The following is a 17151-nucleotide window of genomic DNA, read 5'->3' as shown; positions in this document are numbered from 1 at the left end:
ACGACCGCGCACGACCGCCCCGCGGCCGCCCCGCGGCCGCGCCCCGCTCACGTCGTGATCTTCACCGTGTACGCGCCCGACCGGGTCCGGTCCGCCACCTCGATGGTGATCCGCTCCCCCGGCACGGTGTACGTCTCGCCCACCTCCAGCGGCGCGTCCGCCAGCGGCGGGTACACCGAACGGTCCCAGCACGCCTCCGTGTCCGGGTGCGCGTCCATCACCTCGATGGGACCGCCGCCGGACGCCGCCTCGTTGCGCACCCGGTAGACCAGGACCCCTTCCGTGCAGGTGTCCCCGTCGTTGCCGGCGGAGCCCCGCGCCTCGACGGCGATGGCGCTGCCGGGGCCCGTACGGATCACCGCCAGCCGGGTCCCGCCCGTGCCTCCGCTCGGCGGGGCCTGTGCCAGCGGCTGGAGCGTGTGCAGGGAGGAGCCCGACTGCACGCAGTCCACCTGGGAGGCGTCCAGCCAGCCCAGCTTCCACTTGTGCCAGGCGAAGAGGTCCGGGGCCATCCCGAACTGGCTGCCCATGACGTCCCAGTCCCCGACGTACGTATCCCAGTCGCCCTTGCCGTCGGTGGGCCGGTGGTAGAGGTCGGGGAGGTCGAAGACGTGGCCGGTCTCGTGGGCCAGTACGTTGCGGTCCGGCGGGTGGCGCTCGAAGACGGTGACGATCCGCCGCAGTTCGGTGCCGTCCGCGACGATCGGGCGGTCGAAGTTGACGACCTTGGTGGCGTCGGAGTCCACTCCGGGCGCGTCCGGGTCGGCGACGAAGTAGACGATGTCGTACTTGGCGAAGTCCACCTCGGCGTCGGCCGCCCTGACCGCGTCGCGCAGGTAGGTCGCCCGGTCCCCGGGGGCCCAGTCCCGCCTTATCCCGTACGCGGTGGACGGCTTGGGCATCCGGATCCACTGCTTCTGCGGGTGCGGGGCGAGCCGGAACCGGCCGTACGAGGCCTGCTCGAAGAACTCGCTGGTGGCGGGGAAGTGGTCGCGGGCGAGCTCCGTGGTCGTGAGGGTGGTGCGGTGGTCGGGGAAGGAGAGGAAGACCATGACCGCATCGAGCGTGCGCTCGGGCTTGGGGTAGGCGCCGTTCCAGCTGTCCAGGCCCAGCGAGTGGTGCGCGCCCGTCCGGGTCAGCGCGCAGGGGCCGGCGCCGGAATCGGCCACCGCGGGCCCCGCGACGAGCGACATGGCGGCGAGCGCGGTGAGGGAGGTGAGCGCCGCGGCGGTACTTCGGATGCGGGAACGGTCCACTCCCCCGGGTGTCTGCTGTCGCGCCACATCGACCTCCGGTGGTGGATTCGTGCCTGTTTAGCCACCTTGAGGCGATTGTCTTACTAATGCCCTGTTCCGCTGCCCCACACGAGTGAGCGATGAGGCAAGCCGGTGACCCCCGGACTTCACGCACCTGCCTACAGAACGTCACGACCGATCACCCGAGATCAGCCAGGGCTTTCACATGTTCACAGCCGCGCAGAAACGATCAAGCGATCTTGGTCCGGCAATCCGTCATCACGCCGAACTCCCGGGGCTCACGCGGCGACGCCGCTGGATAGGGCCTCCCGGCAGCCTCTATGATCGGCACACTTTCCTGCACGGACACTCACGAACACTGCGGGAGCCAACGGTGAGCGGAACCTCAGAGGGAACCGGTTCGGCGGCCGATAGCATCCGATCGGCCATTACGGAGCGTCACTTGGCAGTGCCGGCAGCGTCGGCGGCGCCGTCGCGCGCCGGCGAGTCGGAGCGGCGCGATTACCGGGCCGCCTTCAACGCGGCCCACCTCGCCATGGCGGTCGTGGACCGCGACGGCTACGTGGTCGCCGCCAACGAGGCCTTCGCCGGGCTGCTGGGCAGCGAGCCGCAGGCCCTCGTCCACCAGTGCGCCGCCGACCTGGTGGACCTGGCCGCGGAGGCCCGCACCTGGGCCGCGTACCAGGAGGTGCTCCGCGGCCGGCAGGCCCGGCTGCGCTGCACCCGCCGCCTCAAGCACCCCGACGGGCACTCGCTGTGGACGGAGGTCACCCTGGGGCCCGTACCCGGGACCGGGGACGTCCTGCTGTCCGTCTCCGACATCAGCGACCGCCGCGACCTCCAGGCCCGGCTCCGGCACCTGCAGATGCACGACCCGGTCACGCGGCTGCCCAACCGGGCGCTGTTCTTCGAGCGGCTCTCCGCCGCCCTGGAGGCCTCCTCGTACGAGCACGGGGGCACCGGCCGGATCGGGCTGTGCTACCTGGACCTCGACGGGTTCAAGGCCGTCAACGACACCCTCGGCCACCGCGTCGGCGACCGGCTGCTGACCGCCGTCGCGGCCCGGCTGACCCAGTGCGCCGACCAGTCGGGGTACGGGCGTACCGGCGGGCACCTGGTCGCACGGCTCGGTGGCGACGAGTTCGCCCTGCTGGTCGAGGACTCCACCGGCACCGAACAGCTCGCGGACCTGGCGCGGAGCGTACTGGCCGCCGTGCAGGAGCCGTTCGACCTGGCAGGGCAGCGGCTGTCGGTCTCCGCGTCGATCGGGGTGGTGGAGCGGACCACGGCCGGCACCTCGGCGACCGGGCTGATGCAGGCCGCCGACACGACCCTGTACTGGGCCAAGGCCGACGGCAAGGCCCGCTGGACCCTCTTCGACCCGGAGCGCAACGCGCACCGCATGACCCGGCAGGCGCTCTCCTCGACGCTGCGGCCGGCGGTGGAGCGCGGGGAGTTCGAGCTGGAGTACCAGCCGCTGGTCGACCTGGAGAGCGGAGTGGTGCGCGGGGTGGAAGCCCTGGTGCGCTGGAACCATCCGCAGTTCGGCACGCTCACGCCGAATCGGTTCATCGGAATCGCGGAAGAGGACGGATCCATCGTCCAGTTGGGACAGTGGGTCCTGCGGACCGCCTGCCGGCAGGCCCGGCGCTGGCAGATCGAGCAGCCCAGCGACGCACCGGTCTTCGTGTCGGTCAACGTGGCCGTGCGCCAGGTGTGGGACTCCGACCTGGTCGGCGACGTCGCGGAGATCCTGGCCGAGACGGGCCTGGCGCCGCAGCTGCTCCAGCTGGAGCTGACCGAGTCGGCCGTCATGGGCTCGGCGGGCCGGCCGTTGCAGGCGCTCCAGGCGCTCAGCGACATGGGCGTGCGGATCGCGATCGACGACTTCGGCACCGGGTACTCGAACCTCGCCTACCTCAGCCGGCTGCCGGTCTCGGTGCTGAAGCTGGACGGCTCCTTCGTACGGGGCTTCCGCTACGAGGAGGGCACGCACCCGAACCCGGCCGACGAGACCATCGTCGAGGCCCTGGTCCAGCTCGCCCACCGGCTGGGCCTGACCGTGACCGCGGAGTGCGTGGAGACCGCCGGGCAGGCGGCCCGGCTGCGCGGCGTCGGCTGCGACACCGGGCAGGGCTGGCTGTTCTCGCGCGCGGTGGCCCCGGACGTGATCGCCGGCATGATCGGGCGCCAGACCGCGGCCTCCGAGGCCTCCGCCGCCTCCGCGGCCGTCTCGGAGGCGGCCGCCGCGCAGCCCGACGGGCCCGCCCCGCAACCGCCCGGCCCCGGACTGTGAAATTCGTCGGAGTGTGGAACCGAACGGCCTAGCCCGGTGGGCAGTTGTCCGTCGTACGCCCCCTTGTGATGATCTTCCTGCTGTCGAGAACGGACAGTCATTCGATCGAGGGGGAACGATGAAACTGACCCGCGCCGCACTCGTGCTGGCCGCGGGCGCCCTGGCGCCCGCCCTGCTGCTCTCCACCCCGTCCTTCGCCGCCACGCCCGCCGCCGTGCCGGCGTCCGCGTCCGCGTCGGTGGACTCGGACACGGAGAACGCCGTCGCCATCGCCAAGATCCTGGCCGACCCGGCCAGTGGCAAGGCGGTCAAGCGGGAGGCCGACAAGGCTCTCAGCGGCACCCCGGCCGACCGCGTGGCCTTCCTGACCACGGGTCTCGCGAAGGCCCAGGACGAGGACAACCTGGTCGCGATCTTCAGGATCCTCGGCGACCCGTCCACCGGCAAAGGCGTGAAGCGCGAGGCCAACAAGGCCATCGACGGCACCCCGGCCGACCGTGTCGCCTTCCTCGCCACCGGCCTCGCCAAGGCACAGGACGAGGACAACATGGTCGCCATCCTCAAGGTCCTCCACGCCAATCCGGCCACCGGCAAAGCCGTGAAGCGCGAGGCCAACAAGGCCCTGGACGGCACCCCGGCCGACCGGACCGCCTTCCTGAAGACCGGCCTGCGCCTGGCCCAGGCAGAGGACGACCGCGTGGACGTCGTGCGGATCCTGGCCCGCCCCGGCATCAGCGACGCGCTGCGCGCGGCGGCCGAGAAGGCGCTGAACGGCACCCCCGAGGAGCTGCGGTACTTCCTCACGGTCGGCCAGTCCCAGGTCTGACCGCCGGCCGGACCCACGAGCGAAGGCCGGACCGCCCGACGGGGGCGGTCCGGCCTTCGTTCGCGTGGGGGCTATCCGTTGACGACGTTGTCGTAGCGCAGGGCGACGTAGCCGGAGGCGGCGTGGCCCGCGATTCGTCCGTCGCTGCCTCCGTTGAGGTAGTCCTGACCGCGCATCATGTCGTCGTTGGTGTTGGCCTCGTGGATGTACGAGAACTTGCCGGCGGCCTTGTCGACCCACTTCTCGAAGAGCACCACGTGCCCGTCCTGGGTGTTCAGCGCGTCGCCGGGCTGAAGGTCGGACTTGGAGATGGTGGCGGCGACGCTCGGCAGGCTGTAGGTCGTGTAGCTGCTGGCGGCGTGCCAGACCATGGAGACGAAGCCGGAGCAGTCGGTGCGGTAGGTGTGGTCGCCGTCCGGGTCGGGGGCGTACGCGCCCTGGTTGTAGGGGATGTCACGGCTCAGCCAGTTCGCGGCGCGGCTCATGATCTCGCTGCGGGCGATCTGCCCGCCCTTGGTGGAGGGCGTGGGGGTGGGGGGCGCCGGCGGCTGGTAGGTGCAGTCGTTGGCGAAGGCGGAGAGCAGGCTCTGGGTCCAGCCGCTCTCGTCGACCGGGTCGGCGGGGTGGTAGGCGATGTCGTCGCCCTTGCCGTCGGTGGGGTCGGCGTCGTGGTACCAGTACATCCCGCCGTTCGTACGGCCGTAGTAGAGGCCGCCGCCGGGCGAGACGAGGTTGTCGACCGCCGACCAGCCGGAGCTCTTGAGCACCGAACTCTCCCAGTCCCCGACGCCGTTGATCTGGTACGAGAGCAGGCGGCCGTCGGCGGTGCTGGCGATGAGGACGTCGTCGCCGGCGGCGGCGAGCGTCTTCAGGACGAAGCCCGTGTCGATCACGGCGTGCTTGGCGATGTGGGCGGGCCCGCTGGGCTTGGCCTGGGAGACGTTGTAGCGGTGGAGCTCGCCGCCGACCGTGCCGTAGAGGTGACCGGCGCCGTCGTAGGTCAGCTTGTCGAAGGTCCAGCCGCTGTCCCAGATCTTGGTGACACCGGCCAGCGCCAGGGCGCTGTCGTTGGTCTGGATGTCGACGCGGTACAGCTCGCCGGCCGTCGAGGTCACCAGGACGGTGTTGAAGTTGAGGGTGGCCATCGCCTTGGGCGTGAAGCCCAGGTCCGCGCCGATCAGGGTCTTGACGCGGTCGCCGGTGTTGGGGGCTATCGCCGTGTAGGTGAGGCGTCCGTCGGGGAGGGTGCCGTAGACCGACACGTTGCCGCCGCAGATGGCGGCGGCCTGGGCGGGCGCCGAGGTGAGCGTGACCATGCCGAGGGTGGTGGCAGAGACGGCCAGGGTGGCGGCGAGACGGCGCTTGAGGGACGACGAGGACATGGGTGTCTCCGGATTCTGGGCAGCCCTGACGTACGCGCGTCGGGCCGGGGAGGTGAGGGGAGGGAGAAGGGGAGAGCGGGCGTGACTCGGGCGCCGCTCAGTACCAGTTGTTGTTCAGGAAGTGGGTCCAGGCGCCGCAGGGCGTGCCGTACTGGCCGTCGATGTAGGACAGGCCCCACTTGATCTGGGTGACCGGGTTGGTGCGCCAGTCGTCACCGAAGGCGTCCATCTTCGAACCGGGCAGGGCCTGGGGGATGCCGTAGGCCGTGGAGTTCGGGTTGTCGGCCCAGTAGCGCCAGCCGCTCTCCCTGTCCCAGAGCTGCTCCAGGCAGTTCCACTGGGCGGTGCTGTTCCAGGCGCCGCCGTCGTGCTTGTTCATCAGGTCGCGGCCGGCCGCCTTCACGGCGGGTATGTCGTGGCCGTCGAGCGGGTCCGCGGTGGTGGTGCAGGCGAACGTCTCCGGCTGGGCGGAGAGCAGCTGCTGCGTCCAGCCGCCGGTGTTGACGGGGGTGTCGTTGTGATACGCGATGTCGCCGCCGCTGCCGTCGGCCGGGTTGGCGTCCTTGTACCAGTACATGGCACCGGTGGTTTCGATCCGGCCGTAGTAGAGACCGCCGCCGGGCGATACGACCTGGTCGAACCCGGACCAGCCGGAGGTCTTGAGGTCGTCCCGGTCCCAGGTGCCATCGCTGTTGATCTTGTAGGAGTAGAGCGCGCCGGCCGACGTGGTGGCGAGCAGACGGTCGTCTCCGGCGGCCGTGAGGGTCTTCAGGACGAAGCCGCTGCCGATCTCCGCGCGCTGGCCGATGTGCGCCGAGCCGGTCGGCTTGGGCTGTGAGACCAGGTACTGGAGCAGGACCCCGCCCGCCGTGCCGTACAGGTGGCCGTGTCCGTCGTAGGTGAGCTTGTCGTGGGTCCAGCCGCTGTCGAAGATCTTGACGGGCGGGCGTTCCAGGACGAGGGACTCGTTGTTGGTGAGGACGTCGAGGCGGTAGAGCGCGCCCGTCGTCGAGGTCACCAGCACCGTGTTGAAGTTGAGGGTGGCCATCGCCTTGGGCTCGAACCCCAGGTCCGCTCCGACCCGCACCTTCTTCAGCGCACCGGTGGCCGGGGTGATGGTGCTGAAGGTGAGGCGGCCGTCGGGAAGGACGCCGTAGATCGAGGCGGTCCCGCTGCACGTGGTCGCGGCCTCGGCGGCCGGGGCGGCGGCGACGGCCGCGGCGGTGAGCAGTCCGGCGCCGAGGGCGGTGGAGAGGACGGCTACCGCGCTCTTACGGGCAGCCTGGCGGAGGGTGGTGGTCACTGCGTTCTCCTGAGGAACGTTCGCGGCGCGGCTCGGTGGGGCGGTAGCCGTGCGCCCGCAGCGGGGCGCGGGCGCCGTCGAGGATCGCGTGGGCCTGGGTGAGGGCCGCGGCTTCGGAGGCGGCCCGCAGGAAGAGGTAGACGTCCACGCCGTCGGCTGCGGCTTTGGTCCGCAGGTGTTCGAGGCCGTGGGCGGCGGGCGTGTGGGCCCAGATCAGATCGGAGACGAGCGCGAGCACGCACTCCTGGTCCGGATCGGCACGAGGCCCTGAGAGTGAGGCTCGGACGACACGCATCCCGGCTAGTCCCAGTTGATGCTGTCCTCGACCGACGCCGGCGCCGTGTCCCAGTTGATGCTGCCGTCGGCGGAGGCGCTGACCCGGTGGGTCTCGGCGGCGGCGGTCACCGAGGCGGTGGTGACCGCGCCGGCGCACAGGGCGGTGAGGACGGCGGCGACAGCGGCGAAGCGGGCGGTGCGGGCGGTGCGGGACATGGTTTCCCCCAGGTCACAGGCTCGGAAGCGATGCGTTCGGTGCGGTGTGCTGCGCGCTGATCCGGATCGTCCTTGCGGCTCTGGCCTGAGTCGGTGACTTTCGTCCCCGCCGTCCCGGTGAACACAATGTTGCTGCCGCCAGGACCCGCGAAGAAGAGGTTTCGGCTGTCACCAACAGGCCTGGCACCTTGGTGACAGACTTCGCCTACGATCACCGAGGCGGCGCGCGGCGGGGGCCGCCCAACTACTGCCGGGGGGCTGGGAGATGCTGCAAACGCTGGGGCTCGGAGCCGACGTGGAAGCCGTGTACCGGGGCATGCTGGCCGACCCTTCGGGAGGCATCGCCGAGCTCAGCGCCCGCCTCGGCCTCACGGAGACCCAGGTCCGCGAGGGCTTGGACCGGCTCGTCGACCTCGACCTGCTCAGACCGTCGCGGGACTGCACGGGCGGCCTGCGCGCGGTGAGACCCGAACTGGGCCTGGAGCTGCTGCTGCGCCGCCAGGAAGAGGAACTGGCCCGGCAGCAGCAGGAGCTGGCCCGCAGCAAGGCAGCCGCTGCGCAGGTGGTCTCCGAGTTCGCCGAACTCAGCCCGAACACCGAGGTCGACGGCGCGGAACGGCTCGTGGGGATGGACGCCATCCAGGGCCGTCTGGAACAGCTCGCCCACGGACTGACCCGGGAGTGCCTGGCGATCCTGCCGGGCGGCGCACTGTCCGAAGCGAGCCTGGAGGCCTCCCGGCCGCTGGACCGGCGCGCGCTGGACCGCGGCATCGAGATGCGCTCGGTCTACCAGGACAGCGCCCGCAACGATCCGACGACGCTGGCCTACGCGCGGTGGCTGACCGAGCAGGGCGGCCAGGTGCGGACGAGTCCGCTCCTGCCGCCGCGCCTGCTCATATTCGACCGCGCGGTGGCGGTCGTCCCGATCGACCCGGACCACTCCCGCCTGGGCGCCCTGTGCACCAGCGCGCCCGGCATCGTGGCCTCGCTGACCACCCTGTTCGAGCAGACGTGGAACTCGGCCGTACCGCTCGGCGCGGACCGCCCCCGCCCCAGCGACACCCGGCCCACCACGACCGAACTCGAACTGCTGAAGCTCCTGGCCTCGGGCATGACCGACGAGGCCGCCGCCAAGCGCCTCGGGGTGTCCCTGCGCACCGTCAGGCGCCAGATGGCCGCCCTCATGGAACGCCTCCACGCGACGAGCCGCTTCGAAGCCGGCCTCAAAGCCGCCCAGCAGGGCTGGCTCTGACGGTCAGAGACTCCGCACGAAGACGCCGAACGCCTCTGCCGTGACCGTGAAGACCGGCCCGCCGGGGTTCTTGGAGTCCCTCACCGCGACCTGGCCGTCTCCTCCGGTGGTTCCGCCGTACGAGGCCTTGCGCCAGGCGGCTCCGCCGAGGGGGGCGCACTCGACGCACTCGCCGCCATTGGTGCTGCTGTAGGTCGACTTACGCCACTGCACGCTCCTCAGGTCCACACTGGTCCCCATAGCGTTCCTCCATTACGCGTGCGATCAGAAGGGCCGACTCCTCCGGCGAGAGTGCGTCGGCCTGCAGCCGAGCGTAGCCGAGGGAACGCTCCCGGATCACGGGAGGATTGGCCGTCATATGGCCCGAGTCATAGCTCTCCGTGTAGAAGAGATCGGGGTCGTTGTCGAACCGGAGAAGGGTGAACGATCCTGTCATCCCTGTGTGTTCGCCAGCCGAGAAGGGCATCACCTGGATCTGGACCCACGGCCGCTCGCAAAAGGTCAGTAGGTGGGCCAGTTGTTCCCGCATGACGTCGCGGCCACCGACCTTGCGATGCAGCAGCGCTTCGTCCAGCACCACCAGCAGGACCGGCGGGGTCTCGCGGGCCAGTATGCGCTGACGCTCCAGACGGGCCGCCACGATCTCGTCAACCCGCCCCGAATACTCCACGCTCAGCAAGGCCTTCGCATAGGCCTCCGTCTGGAGGAGTCCGTAGACCACCTGCGACTGGAACGTGGAGATGTACGTGGCCCGGGCCTCCATCTCCGCGTACGGCTGGAACCACGTCGGCAGCACGCTCCGCAGAACCAGTCCCACCAGTCGGGAGAAGTGCCCGTCCGTGCCGAGCGCAGCATCCACCCGTTCCGAGAAGTCGCGGGTCGGCACCCGCTTCGTGGTCTCCACCTGCCCGATCAGGGAGCCGGTGCAGAAGATGATGTCGCCCAACTGGGCCTGTTTCAGCCCGGCCCCTTCCCTGAGGCGGCGCAGCTCGTAGCCGTAGTAGTCCAGCGGCGAGGCGCTGGGGTCGAGGTCGCGGGCCAGGACCATGGGACGGTCACCCCCATGCAAACGCGGGTCGGAGCCGGATTCGGCTTGTGGCCGAGCGTAACGACACCTGCACGCAGAGATGGCGCGAATCCCGCAACCATGTCACACACCTCCGCCCCGCCCCCGGAGAGGGGACAGGGCGGGGTGTCGCTCGGCGCGGGGTGGGGGGAGATCAGCAGGCGCCGAGGTCCTTCCAGACACCCCATTCACCGGTGGTGCCCGGCGTCTCGTTCTGCGTCCACCACTGGGCCTTGTACTTGCGGCCGTTGTGGGAGACCTCGTTGCCGGCGGTGTAAATGGTGCCCGCGACGTACGCCGGGGTCGAGCCGCAGCCCGTGGTCGGCGGGGTCGTCGGAGGCGTGGTCGGAGGCGTCGTGGGCGGAGTCGTCGGAGGCGTGGTCGGCGGGGTGGTCGGCGGGACCGTGGTGCCGCCCAGCGCGTCCGAGATCTGGTTCAGCAGCGTGGTGTTGTTGTCCAGGCCGAGCAGGGAGTACATCATCGCTCCTGCCAGGCCGCGCTGCTTGCCGTAGTCGACCCGGGCCTGGATGGACTTCTGGTTCAGGCCGGTGAAGAACTCGCCGTCCTTGTAGAAGTACGAGGCCTTGGCCTGGTCGTCCCAGAAGGTGGTCGCCGGGTTGTCGACGAGGCCGCCGAGCTCCTTGTAGTTGGCGATGCCGGCCTGCTGGCTGGTGGGCCGGGCGGCCGAGGCGCCGGTGGCGGACTGCGCGAGGCCGCCCGCGGTCCCGGCGGGGACGCCCTTCCAGCCGCGGTAGTAGAACTCGTAGCCCAGGGTCAGCTTGTTGGCGGGGAAGCCGCCGGTGATGCCGTAGGCCGGGTTGCCGTCGATCCAGGAGTCGATGGCGTTGTCGATGCTGTACTTCTGGGTGCCCGGCGCGATCGGGTCGGTCGGGTCGTTGGCCCCGGAGTACAGCGGGGACTGGTGGTACGTCGGCCCGTCGCCGTCCCAGGCTCCGTGCATGTCGTACGTCATGATGTTGGCGTAGTCCAAGTACTGGCCGATCTTGTCGGTCTCGATGTACTTGATCTTGTCCTGGCCGGCCGGGAGGGCCGAGGTCAGCAGGTACTTCTTGCCGCCGTTGGCCGCGCCGTAGGCGTCGAGCTGGGTGCGGAACTCCTTGAGCAGGAGCGTGAAGTTCTGCTTGTCCTCGGGGGCGTAGTGGTTGCCGAGGTGGCCGCCGGAGGAGCCCGGGTACTCCCAGTCGATGTCGATGCCGTCGAAGATGCCGGCCGCGACGCCCTGGCCGCCGTAGCCGCCCTCGACCGGCAGGTTGCCCTTGATGTACTGGTCGATGCAGGAGGACACGAGCTTCTTGCGGGAGGCGTCGGTCTTCGCCGCGTCGCTGAAGTACTTCGAGTAGGTCCAGCCGCCGATCGAGATGTTGATCTTCAGGTGGGGGTACTTGGCCTTCAGCTGCTTGAACTGGTTGAAGACGCCGACGATCGGCTGGTCCCACTTGTCGGCGACCCCGCTGACGCTGTCCGCGGCGCTGAAGGACTTCTGGTAGTCGGCGTACGAGTCACCCGCGCCGTCACCGGCGTTGGGGTTGTTGTCGTCGCCCGCCGCCTTGTTCGCCTCGAAACAGGTGAGGTCGGTGGGGTGGATGTTGCCGAACGAGTAGTTGATGACGTCCAGCTTGCCCGCTATGCCGCGGGTGTCGAGGTGCTTGGGGTAGAAGGCGTTCCCGTACACGCTCCACTGGTCGTAGTAGGCGATGCGGACACCGCCCGCCGCGGCGGTGGTTCCGGCGTCGGCGGCCTGGGCCGTGCCGAGTCCCGCGAAGGAGGCAAGCGCTCCGGCTGCCAGCGCGGCCGTGGCGGCGGCTGCGATGAGGGGTTTACGGATGTGCATGAACCGCTCCGTGGGGGTGGGAGGAGAGAGCAAGAAGTTCAGGTGAGAGAAGTGATAGCGATCACTCCGACCCGGCGTCAATGGTTCGGACCAAAGAAGGACTAGACCACTCCCGCGCCATCTCCCCAAGTCAGAGACCTGAGCGCACAGCAGAAACCGCTCGCCACCCCGGGTGACGAGCGGTTTAAGGCTGCCTTCAGACATCCCCCCGCAAGGTTTCGTCAACAAACCAGCCAAACCCCGTTCGCGTACGGTCAGTCGGCCGCCGGTGCCTGCACGGGCATGCCGTACGCATCTGCGACGAGCTCGTACGAACGCAGGCGGGCCGCCCCGCTGTGGGCGTTGGCGGTCAGCATCAGCTCGTCCGCACCCGTCCGCTTGGCGAGGTCGTCCAGTCCGGTGCGGACCTCGTCGGGGGTGCCGTGGACGATGTTCGCGAGCCAGCCGTCGACGAACTCCCGCTCCGCCGGGGAGAAGGGGTACGCCGCCGCCTCCTGCGGCGTCGGGACCAGCCCGGGCCGCCCGGTGCGCAGCCGCAGCATCGACAGCGCGCCGGTGAGCACCTGGGCGCGGGCCTCCGCGCCGGTGTCGGCGGCGAGCGCCGAGACCCCGATGACGGCGTACGGGGCGTCCAGCACGGCCGAGGGGCGGAAGCTCTGCCGGTAGAGGTCGAGGGCGGGCAGGGTGCCCGCCGCCGAGAAGTGGTGGGCGTAGGCGAAGGGGAGGCCGAGCTCGCCGGCGAGCCGGGCGCTGAAGCCGGAGGAGCCGAGCAGCCACAGCGGCGGCCGCCCGGCGGGGCCCTGGACCGGGCCCGGTACGGCGTGCACGCGGGCGTACGGGTGTCCGTCCGGGAAGTCGTCGTCGAGGAACCGGGTGAGCTCCATGAGCTGCCGGGGGAAGTCGTCCGCGGACTCGTCGAGGCGCCCGGCCCCGCGCAGCGCGGCGGCCGTGCGTCCGTCGGTGCCCGGGGCCCGGCCGAGCCCGAGGTCGATCCGGCCCGGGGCGAGCGCCTCCAGGGTGCCGAACTGTTCGGCGATGGCGAGCGGGGCGTGGTTGGGCAGCATGACCCCGCCCGATCCGAGCCGTATGCGGGAGGTGTGCGCGGCGAGGTGGGCCAGGATCACGGCCGGCGAGGAGCTGGCGACGCCGGGCATGGAGTGGTGTTCGGCCACCCAGTGGCGGTGGTAGCCGCGGGACTCGGCGAGCCGGGCGATGGCCACGCTGGTGCGCAGGGAGTCGTGGGCGGTGCTGCCGGCGCCGACGGTGACGAGGTCCAGGACCGAAAGCGGTACGGTCGCCCGGCCCTGCGCGGCACCCCGGATGCCGCCGTTCCTGCCATGCTGTCCATGTGCGCCACCGGTGTCACTCATCGTCGCTCCCGTTTCGCCGTGTCGTCCGTACGAAGAATTCGAACCGTGAGCGGCGGCCGGGCATTCCCGGCGCACCGGGGACAGCGCGCATGACCATGGCATATGCCAATGGAGTAGATCCAGGCAGACAGATATGATTGAGCCATCAATCTCCTCAACAGGCGCTCCACATGGGCCTCTTGATGGCTATCGTGGTAGGGCAAGCGGTAACAACCTGCTAGGGGGAAACCGTGGCGCTGAAGCCCGAGCCGACCGCGCCGTTCCACTCGGTGCAGTACGCACTACGCGTACTCGAAACGATCGCACGGCACACCGGTGGTGTGACCGACGTGCAGATCGCGCGTGAGACCGGCCTGCCCGCCGTCCATCTCGCTCCGATGCTGCTCATGCTGCGTCGGGAGGGTTATGTCCTGCAGGTGTCCGACGGCGCCTACGCCATAGGGGACTCCCTCGTCCTGCTCGGCTCGGGCATCGACCGGCAGCAGGCGCTGACGGACAAGCTGCAAGAGACCCTGGACCGGCTGCGCGACTCGGTCGGCGCGGCCGTCTACATCAGCCGGTACGTGGACGGCGAGGTCAGGATCACGCAGTTCGCGGACAGTCCCCGCACCCCGAAGGTGCACGAGTGGGTCGACTTCCGCTCCGCCGCGCACGCCAGCGCCGTCGGAAAGTGCCTGCTCACCCAGCTGGACCTGAACGGGCGGCGCGACCACCTGTCCCGGCACAAGATCGCCCGGCTCACGTCGAAGACGATCGTGAACGAGCGGATCCTCTTCTCCAAGCTGGACGCCCAGCCGGCGACCGTGCCGATGCTGGACCTGCAGGAGTACGCCGTGGGCACGGTCTGCGCGGCGGTCCCGATCACGGCCGGGGCCTCGGTGGGCTGCCTGGCCCTGTCGATGCCGGTCGAGCACGCGCACCGGCTGCGCGCCGCGGCGGACACCCTGAACCGGAAGGCCGCGCCGCTGCTGCTGTCGCTCACGCTCTGACGGCGCGGGCAGTCGGCGGGCCGGAAAACACTTCGGGCGGTTCCCGGTGAACCGGAAACCGCCCGAAGGACAGGTGCGCCGCCAGGGACTCGAACCCCGGACCCGCTGATTAAGAGTCAGCTGCTCTAACCAACTGAGCTAGCGGCGCCTGCTGACAGAGAAAATACTACCTGGTCCTCAGGGGTGCTCAAAACCAATGGGAAGGTCCCGGCGAGGGGCCCTAGCCGCGGAGGTACGCGAGGACCGCCAGGACCCGGCGGTGCGTCTCCTCGGCGGGCGGCAGGTCGAGCTTTCCCAGGATGTTCCCGATGTGTTTGCCGACGGCCGCCTCGGAGACCACCAGCGCGCGGGCGATGGCCCCGTTGGACTTCCCCTCCGCGACCAGGCCCAGCACCTCCCGCTCGCGCGGGGTCAGCGCGGCGAGGGGATCACGCCGCCGGCGCAGGAGCTGGCGCACGACCTCCGGGTCCACCACCGTGCCGCCGCCGGCCACCGTGACCACCGCGTCGAGGAACTGCTGCACCTGCCCGACCCGGTCCTTGAGGAGGTAGCCGACGCCACTGCCGTCGCCGGAGTCCAGCAGGTCGGCGGCGTACGAGCGCTGCACCTACTGGCTGAGCACCAGCACGGGCAGACCGGGCCGGGCCGTCCGCAGCTCCACGGCGGCGCGCAGTCCGTCATCGGGTGTGGCCGGGGGGCATCCGTACGTCGGTGACGACGATGTCCGGGTCGTGGTCGGCGACCGCGGTACGCAGCTCCTCCGCGTCCCCGACGGCGGCCGCCACCTCGTGACCGAAACGCGTCAGCAGACCGACGAGGCCCTCGCGGAGCAGGACCCCATCCTCGGCGAGGACGATCCTCAGGGCCTGCTCGCGGGGCTGCGCGTGGGGGTGCTCACCGGGCACGGGATCTCCAGGCTCAGGACGGTCGGCCCGCCGGGCGGGCTGGTGATCGTCAGCGTGCCATCGAGGACCGCGATCCGGTCCGCCAGTCCGGTCCGCCCGGATCCGGCCGCCGGATCCGCTCCGCCGCGACCGTCGTCCCGTACGTCGATCAGCAGCGCGGCGCCGGTGTGCCGGGCGGTGACGGCGGCGCGGGCGGCGCCGCTGTGCTTGCCGATGTTGGCGAGGGCCTCGCAGACACCGAAGTAGGCGGCGGCCTCGACGGACTCGGGCAGCCGGCGCAGGCCGGCGGCCAGGTCGGTGTCGACGGGGACGGCGGAACGCTCGGCGACATCGGCGAGCGCGCCGGTCAGGCCGTAGTCGGTGAACACCTGGGGGTGGATGCCGTGGATCAGCTCGCGCAGTTCGCCGAGCACCTTGCGGCGGGCCGGCGTTTGAGGCGCGGGGGGCTGGGGGCCGGCCCCCGGCAGTGGTGGGGCGGCTAGCGGTGCAGGAGGTCCGCTCGGCCGTGGGACTCGTACGTCGCGAGGAGGGCGGCCACACCGGCCTCGGTCAGCAGGGCGTAGCCCCCCGCAGGGGAGCGGCGGTGCCAGACCGGGTCGGTGCAGCGGAAGGCGGCCCGGCGGAGGGAGACTCTGTGGATCTTGTTCGTGGCCGTGACCGGCATGGCCGGGAGGATGCGGACGTAGCGCGGGGACATCTTCGTGCCCAGGTCCGGCTGCGCAGAAAGGAAGGCCTCGAAGGAGGCCGGGGAGAACACCGCGCCCTCCCGGAGGGTGATCGCGGCCATGACCTGGTCCCCCGCCACCTCGTCCGGGACGGCGTAGACCGCGACCGCCGCCGCGTCGGCCCAGCGGGCCAGGATGTTCTCGATCACCGCCGCGGCGAGGTTCTCGCTGTCGACCCGCAGCCGGTCGTCCGTGCGGCCCGCGAAGTAGAGGAAGCCGGCCGCGTCGCGGAAGAAGAGGTCTCCCGTCCAGTACCAGCCGTCCCGGGTGCGGTCGGCCTCCGCGGCCGGGTTGCGCCAGTAGCCCTCGAACAGGCTGCGGCCCCGGTTGACGAGTTCGCCGATGGCCGCGGAGCCGTTGAGCAGGCGGCCGTCCCCGTCCAGCACCGCGGCCGGGCATTCCGCCCCCGTCTCCGGGTCGATCACCGCCAGGTCGTCCCCCGCGCCCGCCCGGCCCAGCGCGCCCGGCGGGGTGTCGGGGGTGCTCTGGACGGAGGCGCCGCCCTCGGTGGCTCCGTAGCCCTCCACCAGCCGGACCCCGAACCGCTCGGCGAAGCGGGCCGCGTCCACCGCCCCGGCCTCGGTGCCGAAGCCGAGCCGCAGGCTGTGCGTGCGGTCGTCGGGGCGGGGCTCGGTGGCCAGGAGGTACTGGATCGCCCGCCCGACGTAGGTGAAGTAGGTGGCCCCGTACGCCCGTACGTCGTCCAGGAACGCCGAGGCCGAGAAGCGTCGGCGCAGCGCCACCGCGGCCCCGCCGACGAGCGCGGGGAGCCAGTCGGCGATGACGGCGTTGCCGTGGAAGAGCGGCATGCAGATGTAGTGGACGTCGTCCGGGGTGACGGAGAACCGGCGGGCCAGGGCGGCTCCGGCGGCCGCGAGCCGGCCCTGCGTGCAGAGGGCGGCCTTGGGGGCGCCGGTGGAGCCGGAGGTGAAGTAGAGGAGGAGGCGCGAGTCGGGCGCGGGGGTGCGCAGGGCCGCCTCGCCGGGTTTGGCCGCGGCGTACGGCGCGAGCAGGGCCTCGTACTCCTCGGTGCCGGTGACCAGGACGCGTACGCCCGGCAGGTCCAGCCCGCGCAGCAGCGGCAGGTGGGCGCGCTCGGTGATCAGGATCCGGCAGTCGGTGTGCAGGATGTCGCGCGCCAGCTCGGGGCCGCGCCGGGTGGGGTTGATCCCGGCGACGGCGGCCCCGGCCAGGGCCGCCGCGCCGAGCCAGAACGGGAACTCGGGGGTGTTGTCGAGCAGCACCCCGAGGTGCGGCTCGCCCCCCGGGGGCATGAGGTCGACGAGGAGCGCGGCGCGCGCGGCGGCCTGCTGGGCGGTCCGGTGGTGGGTGAGGACACCGCCCTCGTGTTTCAGCCCGGGCCGGTGGTCGCCCCATTGGCGCGCTATGAGCTCCGCGACGGTTTCGGGTGCAGTCGTCGTCCGCATGCCGCCGGAG

The 17151-nt window shown here is 71.1% G+C and carries 14 protein-coding genes, 1 tRNA gene and 2 pseudogenes; 4 read left to right on the top strand and 13 right to left on the bottom strand.

Annotation, left to right across the window (positions count from 1 at the left end):
- Window positions 1-47 precede the first annotated feature (47 nt).
- Window positions 48-1283, bottom strand: coding sequence for a M6 family metalloprotease domain-containing protein (locus IF88_RS0127510; protein ID WP_030718108.1), 1236 nt, complete (start codon window positions 1281-1283; stop codon window positions 48-50).
- A 310-nt stretch (window positions 1284-1593) separates the two neighbouring features.
- On the opposite strand from IF88_RS0127510, the gene IF88_RS0127505 reads away from it, so the two are divergent.
- Both IF88_RS0127505 and IF88_RS0127500 read left to right on the top strand, forming a co-directional pair.
- Entirely contained in the window at window positions 1594-3552 is a 1959-nt protein-coding gene (locus IF88_RS0127505) for an EAL domain-containing protein (protein WP_030718105.1), read from the top strand.
- Between the two features lie 118 nt (window positions 3553-3670).
- Window positions 3671-4378 carry an ALF repeat-containing protein gene (locus IF88_RS0127500; RefSeq protein ID WP_030718102.1) on the top strand — a complete coding sequence of 236 codons (708 nt, stop codon included), beginning with the start codon at window positions 3671-3673 and terminating at the stop codon, window positions 4376-4378.
- A gap of 71 nt (window positions 4379-4449) precedes the next feature.
- Here IF88_RS0127500 and IF88_RS40960 read toward each other — a convergent pair whose 3' ends face one another.
- From IF88_RS40960 to IF88_RS42370, 4 genes are all read right to left on the bottom strand, one after another.
- A complete protein-coding gene (locus tag IF88_RS40960) occupies window positions 4450-5760 on the bottom strand; it encodes a tachylectin-related carbohydrate-binding protein (protein ID WP_037807222.1) in 1311 nt (436 codons plus the stop codon).
- A gap of 97 nt (window positions 5761-5857) precedes the next feature.
- Window positions 5858-7063, bottom strand: a complete 1206-nt coding sequence (locus IF88_RS0127490; protein ID WP_030718095.1) for a peptidase S1 — start codon at window positions 7061-7063, stop codon at window positions 5858-5860.
- Window positions 7032-7301: a hypothetical protein gene (locus IF88_RS0127485; protein ID WP_051837649.1), complete on the bottom strand. Its 270-nt coding sequence runs from the start codon at window positions 7299-7301 to the stop codon at window positions 7032-7034. The genes IF88_RS0127490 and IF88_RS0127485 overlap by 32 nt, the downstream gene beginning before the upstream one ends.
- Before the next feature lie 62 nt (window positions 7302-7363).
- A complete protein-coding gene (locus IF88_RS42370; RefSeq protein ID WP_051837647.1) occupies window positions 7364-7555 on the bottom strand; it encodes a hypothetical protein in 192 nt (63 codons plus the stop codon).
- 265 nt (window positions 7556-7820) lie between these two features.
- Here IF88_RS42370 and IF88_RS0127470 point away from each other — a divergent pair, with 265 nt between their 5' ends.
- Window positions 7821-8807, top strand: a complete 987-nt coding sequence (locus tag IF88_RS0127470; RefSeq protein ID WP_030718089.1) for a helix-turn-helix domain-containing protein — start codon at window positions 7821-7823, stop codon at window positions 8805-8807.
- A 3-nt stretch (window positions 8808-8810) separates the two neighbouring features.
- Here IF88_RS0127470 and IF88_RS0127465 read toward each other — a convergent pair whose 3' ends face one another.
- The 4 genes from IF88_RS0127465 to IF88_RS0127450 all read right to left on the bottom strand — a co-directional run bounded on the left by IF88_RS0127465 (window position 8811) and on the right by IF88_RS0127450 (window position 13095).
- Window positions 8811-9047 carry a DUF397 domain-containing protein gene (locus IF88_RS0127465; RefSeq protein ID WP_030718086.1) on the bottom strand — a complete coding sequence of 79 codons (237 nt, stop codon included), beginning with the start codon at window positions 9045-9047 and terminating at the stop codon, window positions 8811-8813.
- On the bottom strand, window positions 9007-9855 hold the full coding sequence (locus IF88_RS0127460) for a helix-turn-helix domain-containing protein (RefSeq protein WP_030718083.1): 849 nt from the start codon (window positions 9853-9855) through the stop codon (window positions 9007-9009). The genes IF88_RS0127465 and IF88_RS0127460 overlap by 41 nt, the downstream gene beginning before the upstream one ends.
- 172 nt (window positions 9856-10027) lie before the next feature.
- Complete coding sequence (locus IF88_RS0127455) at window positions 10028-11725, bottom strand: glycosyl hydrolase family 18 protein (RefSeq protein ID WP_030718079.1); 1698 nt, start codon at window positions 11723-11725, stop codon at window positions 10028-10030.
- A 254-nt stretch (window positions 11726-11979) separates the two neighbouring features.
- Window positions 11980-13095 carry an LLM class flavin-dependent oxidoreductase gene (locus IF88_RS0127450; RefSeq protein ID WP_030718076.1) on the bottom strand — a complete coding sequence of 372 codons (1116 nt, stop codon included), beginning with the start codon at window positions 13093-13095 and terminating at the stop codon, window positions 11980-11982.
- Between the two features lie 230 nt (window positions 13096-13325).
- Here IF88_RS0127450 and IF88_RS0127445 point away from each other — a divergent pair, with 230 nt between their 5' ends.
- Window positions 13326-14084: an IclR family transcriptional regulator gene (locus IF88_RS0127445; RefSeq protein ID WP_030718073.1), complete on the top strand. Its 759-nt coding sequence runs from the start codon at window positions 13326-13328 to the stop codon at window positions 14082-14084.
- Between the two features lie 74 nt (window positions 14085-14158).
- On the opposite strand, the gene IF88_RS0127440 is transcribed toward IF88_RS0127445, so the two are convergent.
- From IF88_RS0127440 to IF88_RS0127425, 4 genes and pseudogenes are all read right to left on the bottom strand, one after another.
- A tRNA-Lys gene (locus IF88_RS0127440) sits at window positions 14159-14232 on the bottom strand.
- A gap of 72 nt (window positions 14233-14304) precedes the next feature.
- Window positions 14305-14947: pseudogene (locus IF88_RS40950) on the bottom strand (response regulator).
- Window positions 14944-15477, bottom strand: a pseudogene (locus IF88_RS0127430) (sensor histidine kinase); the annotation flags it as partial. The pseudogenes IF88_RS0127430 and IF88_RS40950, both read right to left, overlap by 4 nt.
- Window positions 15468-17141 (bottom strand): AMP-binding protein, encoded by a 1674-nt coding sequence (locus tag IF88_RS0127425; RefSeq protein WP_030718068.1) that lies wholly within the window; start codon window positions 17139-17141, stop codon window positions 15468-15470. The gene IF88_RS0127425 and the pseudogene IF88_RS0127430, both read right to left, overlap by 10 nt.
- Window positions 17142-17151 lie beyond the last annotated feature (10 nt).

Origin of the sequence: Streptomyces sp. NRRL F-2580 (assembly GCF_000720115.1) — a bacterium.
Lineage (GTDB): Bacteria > Actinomycetota > Actinomycetes > Streptomycetales > Streptomycetaceae > Streptomyces.
Note: the sequence above shows the minus strand (reverse complement) of the source record. Positions and strands in the feature narration are given on the sequence as shown.

What these genes read in the sequence shown, in the direction of transcription:
- IF88_RS0127500 (WP_030718102.1), top strand. Translation starts at nt 3,671, where the DNA reads ATGAAACTGACCCGCGCCGCACTCGTGCTGGCCGCGGGCGCCCTGGCG.
- IF88_RS40960 (WP_037807222.1), bottom strand. Translation starts at nt 5,760, where the DNA reads ATGTCCTCGTCGTCCCTCAAGCGCCGTCTCGCCGCCACCCTGGCCGTC.
- IF88_RS42370 (WP_051837647.1), bottom strand. Translation starts at nt 7,555, where the DNA reads ATGTCCCGCACCGCCCGCACCGCCCGCTTCGCCGCTGTCGCCGCCGTC.
- IF88_RS0127470 (WP_030718089.1), top strand. Translation starts at nt 7,821, where the DNA reads ATGCTGCAAACGCTGGGGCTCGGAGCCGACGTGGAAGCCGTGTACCGG.
- IF88_RS0127465 (WP_030718086.1), bottom strand. Translation starts at nt 9,047, where the DNA reads ATGGGGACCAGTGTGGACCTGAGGAGCGTGCAGTGGCGTAAGTCGACC.
- IF88_RS0127460 (WP_030718083.1), bottom strand. Translation starts at nt 9,855, where the DNA reads ATGGTCCTGGCCCGCGACCTCGACCCCAGCGCCTCGCCGCTGGACTAC.
- IF88_RS0127455 (WP_030718079.1), bottom strand. Translation starts at nt 11,725, where the DNA reads ATGCACATCCGTAAACCCCTCATCGCAGCCGCCGCCACGGCCGCGCTG.
- IF88_RS0127450 (WP_030718076.1), bottom strand. Translation starts at nt 13,095, where the DNA reads ATGAGTGACACCGGTGGCGCACATGGACAGCATGGCAGGAACGGCGGC.
- IF88_RS0127425 (WP_030718068.1), bottom strand. Translation starts at nt 17,141, where the DNA reads ATGCGGACGACGACTGCACCCGAAACCGTCGCGGAGCTCATAGCGCGC.